General features: G+C 38.3%; 2 protein-coding genes and 2 pseudogenes. 3 read left to right on the top strand and 1 reads right to left on the bottom strand.

All coding sequences use genetic code 11. The features are described from left to right. Nucleotides 1-129: 129 nt before the first annotated feature. Both IM456_RS02760 and IM456_RS02755 read left to right on the top strand, forming a co-directional pair. Nucleotides 130-465: an element excision factor XisH family protein gene (locus IM456_RS02760; RefSeq protein ID WP_123230817.1), complete on the top strand. Its 336-nt coding sequence runs from the start codon at nt 130-132 to the stop codon at nt 463-465. Beyond that, nucleotides 453-795: pseudogene (locus IM456_RS02755) on the top strand (XisI protein). The gene IM456_RS02760 and the pseudogene IM456_RS02755 overlap by 13 nt, the downstream one beginning before the upstream one ends. Nucleotides 796-1,407: 612 nt before the next feature. On the opposite strand, the pseudogene IM456_RS02750 reads toward IM456_RS02755, so the two are convergent. Further along, nucleotides 1,408-1,594, bottom strand: a pseudogene (locus tag IM456_RS02750) (hypothetical protein). 125 nt (nt 1,595-1,719) lie between these two features. Here IM456_RS02750 and IM456_RS02745 point away from each other — a divergent pair. Beyond that, the gene (locus IM456_RS02745) at nt 1,720-4,413 is read left to right on the top strand and encodes a DNA methyltransferase (protein ID WP_287692406.1); all 2,694 of its coding nucleotides are present in this window, start codon (nt 1,720-1,722) and stop codon (nt 4,411-4,413) included. The last annotated feature ends 207 nt before the right edge of the window (nt 4,414-4,620 follow it).

Below are 4,620 nucleotides of genomic sequence, written 5' to 3'. Positions count from 1 at the left end.
GCCAAGCTTTTCTGGTCGGAACCCCCTAAGCCGAGTTTTCAAGGTGCTGCGCCGTCCACTTGGTTTTCGAGACTGGCCTTTTAATTCTAACGTAAAGCCAACCTAGAACGGCGGGGTTTCAGACCCAAAATTTCCGATGAAGACGCTGAATTGTATCCAGACCTGGCGATCGAGAAATATATTTCCGAAGAACAAAGACAACGTAAAATTATCATTGAAATTAAAAGCTTTCTTGGCCCTTCAATGATGAAAGACTTTGAAATGGCTTTGGGGCAATATATTTTTTATCGTGATCTCATTCAATTAGGACAAGATGAATACCAAGAAATCTATCTGGCTATCAAAGATGAAATTTATGAGACTTTTTTCCAACGAAAATCTATTCAAGCCGTTATTAAAAGACACCAATTAGATTTATTAGTTGTCAACATCGAAAAAGAGGAGATTGTCCAATGGATAAACTAACTAACTATCGCCAAATTATTCAAAATACCTTAACAAAGCTAGACACAATTGCGAATAGCTCATCCAAAAAAAAAACTAGAAACCTGTTTAATTTTTGATGAAAATCATGATCATTATCTATGGATGTCTATTGGTTGGATAAACAAAAAGAAAATCAACAATATTCAGATTCATATTCGTATTAAAAATGAAAGAGTTTATATTGAACAAGATTGGACAGAAATAGGAATCACCTCTCAATTATTAGAAGCAGGGATTCCCAAAGAAGATATTGTTTTAGCATTTCATGATCCTGCAAGTCGTAAATTAACAGAATTTGCTATTGCTTAATCAGGGGCGATCGCTGTTTTACTGTGTAGATAGGAGAAGGGCGATCGCTGTTTTTAGCTGAGGTTAAGAAGGGCGATCGCTGTTTTTCGGAGTTTGAGAGGGGCAATTTGAGCTAAGTACCTAAGCAAAATTAATTACACATATCTAACCACCTCTTGCCTCCTGCCTTTTGCCTATCTTCACTAGGAAATTAATTTTGCACGACTACTTAGGGTTTGCTGAATAAATCTAAAAACCTTGTTGGATAAGGCTTTTAGACTTTTTTTCCCTGAAAAAGTGCCTACCATTGGAGTGATTGGGGGGAAAATTTAGGGATTTTTTCCCTGAAAATTAGGTAATTGACCACCTGAAAATGGGTAAAACCCCACACCCCACACCCCACACCCCACACCCTGCCCCCACGAAAAACTTTTTCAGCAGCCCCTACTTATAATAGGGGAGAAAATTAACCTAAAGATTCAGGTGCCTCAAACGCATTCACAGAGAGGCTTCTACAATCTCAAAACTCGCCAAACTAACAGATTCATTCTCAATAAGCACGAGAATTAAGGCTTTTAGGATTTCTTTCTTAATGAGAGTGAGTATTTTGGCATAATTCGCCCAAATGCTTACCTAGTATAGGTTTGACTGCTTTAATCGTCGATTGATTTGGTTTGATTCAATGGAAAATCGGCTCTCCCAGGTTTGGTGGGTAAAATGTATTCTAAGATACATTCCTCCTAGCGAGGGAGTAGAAGGAACCACTCCAGACACAGAGGACACAAAGATCGATCAATCCTATGTAAGTTAAACTGATCACACAGAACCTAGAAGAGCCTGAATTATGAATTATGAATTATGAATTATGAATTATGAATTATGAATTATTGTGTAAGATGGTGATCGCACTACAACGCCCACCCTACTCCAATGGAAAGGCAAAAGATGACTACTACTCTTGAAAGCTTACAGGAATTTATTGATTTTTGTCAACAGCACATTACTGGCAAAGAAAGGAAAGAAGCTCAGATTTTCCTAGACCGTTTCTTTCGAGCTTTTGGTCATAAAGGTGCGTTAGAAGCGGGTGCAACCTATGAGGAGGCGATTACTAAAGGTAGCAAGAAAGGTAAAACCGGATTTGCTGATTTAGTTTGGAAACCTCGTGTTTTAATTGAAATGAAAAAGCGAGGAGAAGATTTAAGTAAACACTATCCCCAAGCTTTTGAATACTGGAGTCGATTGGTTCCTAATCGCCCTCGCTATGTCTTATTATGTAATTTTGATCAGTTCTGGATTTTTGATTTTGATCTTCAAATAGATGAACCGGTAGATCGAGTAAATCTCAACGATTTGAAAAATCGGGTCAGTGCGTTCAATTTTATGGAAGTAGGGAATCGTACCCCTATCTTTCAGAATAATCAAGTCGAGATTACAGAAACGGCAGCGCGGCGGATGGGTGAGTTGTTTCAACTGTTAAAAAAACGCGGTCATAAAAGCGGTTTTGATGAGTTGACGGCCCAGCGATTTATTTTACAGTGTGTATTAGCAATGTTTGCTGAGGATCGAGGATTATTACCGAGAGATTTATTTATTTCTTGTGTACAAGAATGTCTAAATGGTGGCAATTCCTATGATGTCTTGGGGGGATTATTTCAACAGATGAACCAACCCGGAATTACCCCCGCTGGCAAGTATCAGGGAGTGGATTATTTTAATGGGGGACTGTTTAGTATAATTCATCCAATTGAATTAACTAATAAAGAATTAGAGTTTCTGGATGTGGCGGCGCGTCAGGATTGGAGTAAGATCCGTCCGGCAATTTTTGGTAATATTTTTGAGGGGACGGCTAATGCTGAAGAGCGTCATACTTACGGAATGCACTTTACCTCAGAAGCGGATATTATGAAAATTGTTCGCCCAACTATTAGCCGTTACTGGGAGGAGAAAATTGAGCAAGCTGGTACGATTGGCGAGTTAAATACACTTCAGTTAGAATTACAGCAGTATAAGGTATTAGATCCGGCTTGCGGTTCGGGTAATTTTCTCTATGTCGCCTATCAAGAATTAAAGCGCATTGAACAGTTATTAATTGAAAAGATTGCTAACCGTCGTCGTTCTGCTAGTGACCAATTACAGATTAGTTTTGTTACGCCTAAACAGTTTTATGGTATGGATATTAATCCTTTTGCTGTAGAGTTGGCGCGGGTGACTTTAATGATTGCCAGAAAGGTGGCGATTGATAAGTTTAATTTGACGGAAGCTTCTTTACCTTTGGATACTTTGGATAGTAATATTATCTGTGCTGATGCTTTGTTTACGGATTGGCAAAAAGCAGACGCAATTATCGGTAATCCTCCATTTTTGGGAGGGAAAAAGTTAAGGACAGAACTAGGAGATGAGTATGCAGAAAAAATTTATCAAAAATTTCCTGATGTTCAAGGACAACCTGATTTTTGTGTTTTTTGGTTTAGAAAAGCTGCGGAAAATCTTGGAGAATTAGGAAGAGCCGGTTTAGTTGGTACTAATTCAATATCACAAGTTTCTGGGAGAAAAGCAAGCTTAGATTATGTGGTTAAGCAAGGTGGATTTATACATGAAGCGATTTCAACTCAGCCTTGGTCTGGTGAAGCTAATGTTCATGTTAGTATTGTTAATTGGAGTAAAGAAAGACCAAAAGAATTATTTCTAGATAATTTGTCAGTTAATTTATTATCTACTGCATTGAAATCTGAAATATCAGTAGATAATGCTACAAAATTGAATGTCAATAAAAACTTTTCTTTTGAATCTTGTGGTTTAAGAGGAAAAGGTTTTATTGTCACGAAGAAACAAGTGGATCAATGGATATTAGAAGATCCTAAAAATCAAGAAGTTTTAAAACCGATGATTGATGGTAAAAACTTGATTTATCCTTGGGAAGAACTGGATTGGGTAATTGATTTTCAAGGCATGAATATAGAAGAAGCTACAAATTATCAATCCCCCTTTGAAAGAGTTAGAATAGCCGTTAAACCTGAAAGAGATAAAAATCGTCGCGATTCCAGAAAAAAACATTGGTGGCGATTTGGTGAATATGCACCAAAAATGAGACAAGCTATATCTAAATTATCTTGCTATTTTGCCATCCCCAAAATCGCTAAATATATTGTTTTTTCTCCAGTTGATGTGTCCATACTTCCCTGTGAAGCAAATATGGTGATAGCCTCGGATGATTTCTATATTCTGGGAATTCTCAACTCAAGAATACATCGCCTCTGGGTAAAAGCTCAAAGTTCAACTCTTGAAGACAGAACTCGCTATACTAATACAACCTGTTTTGAAACCTTCCCTTTTCCCCAGACACCTTCACAAGAACTTGTCGAAAAAATCCGTCAAACCGCCGGGGAATTACACGAATACCGCAGCCAACAGATGGAGAAAAAACAATGGGGAATCACTAAACTATATAACCAATTCTTTAACGAACCCAGTAGCCAACTGTATCAACTCCATCAGAAATTAAACAAGCTAGTGATGGAGGCATATCACTTCCAAGCTGACGACGACATCTTAGAGAAACTATTAACCTTAAACCTGGAATTAGCAGAAAAAGAGAAGCGAGGAGAAACCGTCATCGGTCCCTGGTCTCCTTACTCTTAGTGAGTAACGCACAGAAAACGGGTTTCTCCGAGAAACCCGTTTTCTACTCATGCAAAAGAGATGTCTATTGAAACAATCTGAATTTCCCTGACTCGGTGCATTGGTTTGGTTGGCTTTTCGGTGGTGATTAGTTCATCAGCTTGAATTTGCAGCGCAGCAGCAACATGAAGTGCATCCATCGCCGCTAAACCGTAAGTGCCAGCAATT

Origin of the sequence: Microcystis sp. M079S1, from assembly GCF_020246425.1 — a bacterium.
GTDB classification, from domain to species: domain Bacteria; phylum Cyanobacteriota; class Cyanobacteriia; order Cyanobacteriales; family Microcystaceae; genus Microcystis; species Microcystis aeruginosa.
This window is presented reverse-complemented; position numbering and strand designations above follow the sequence as displayed.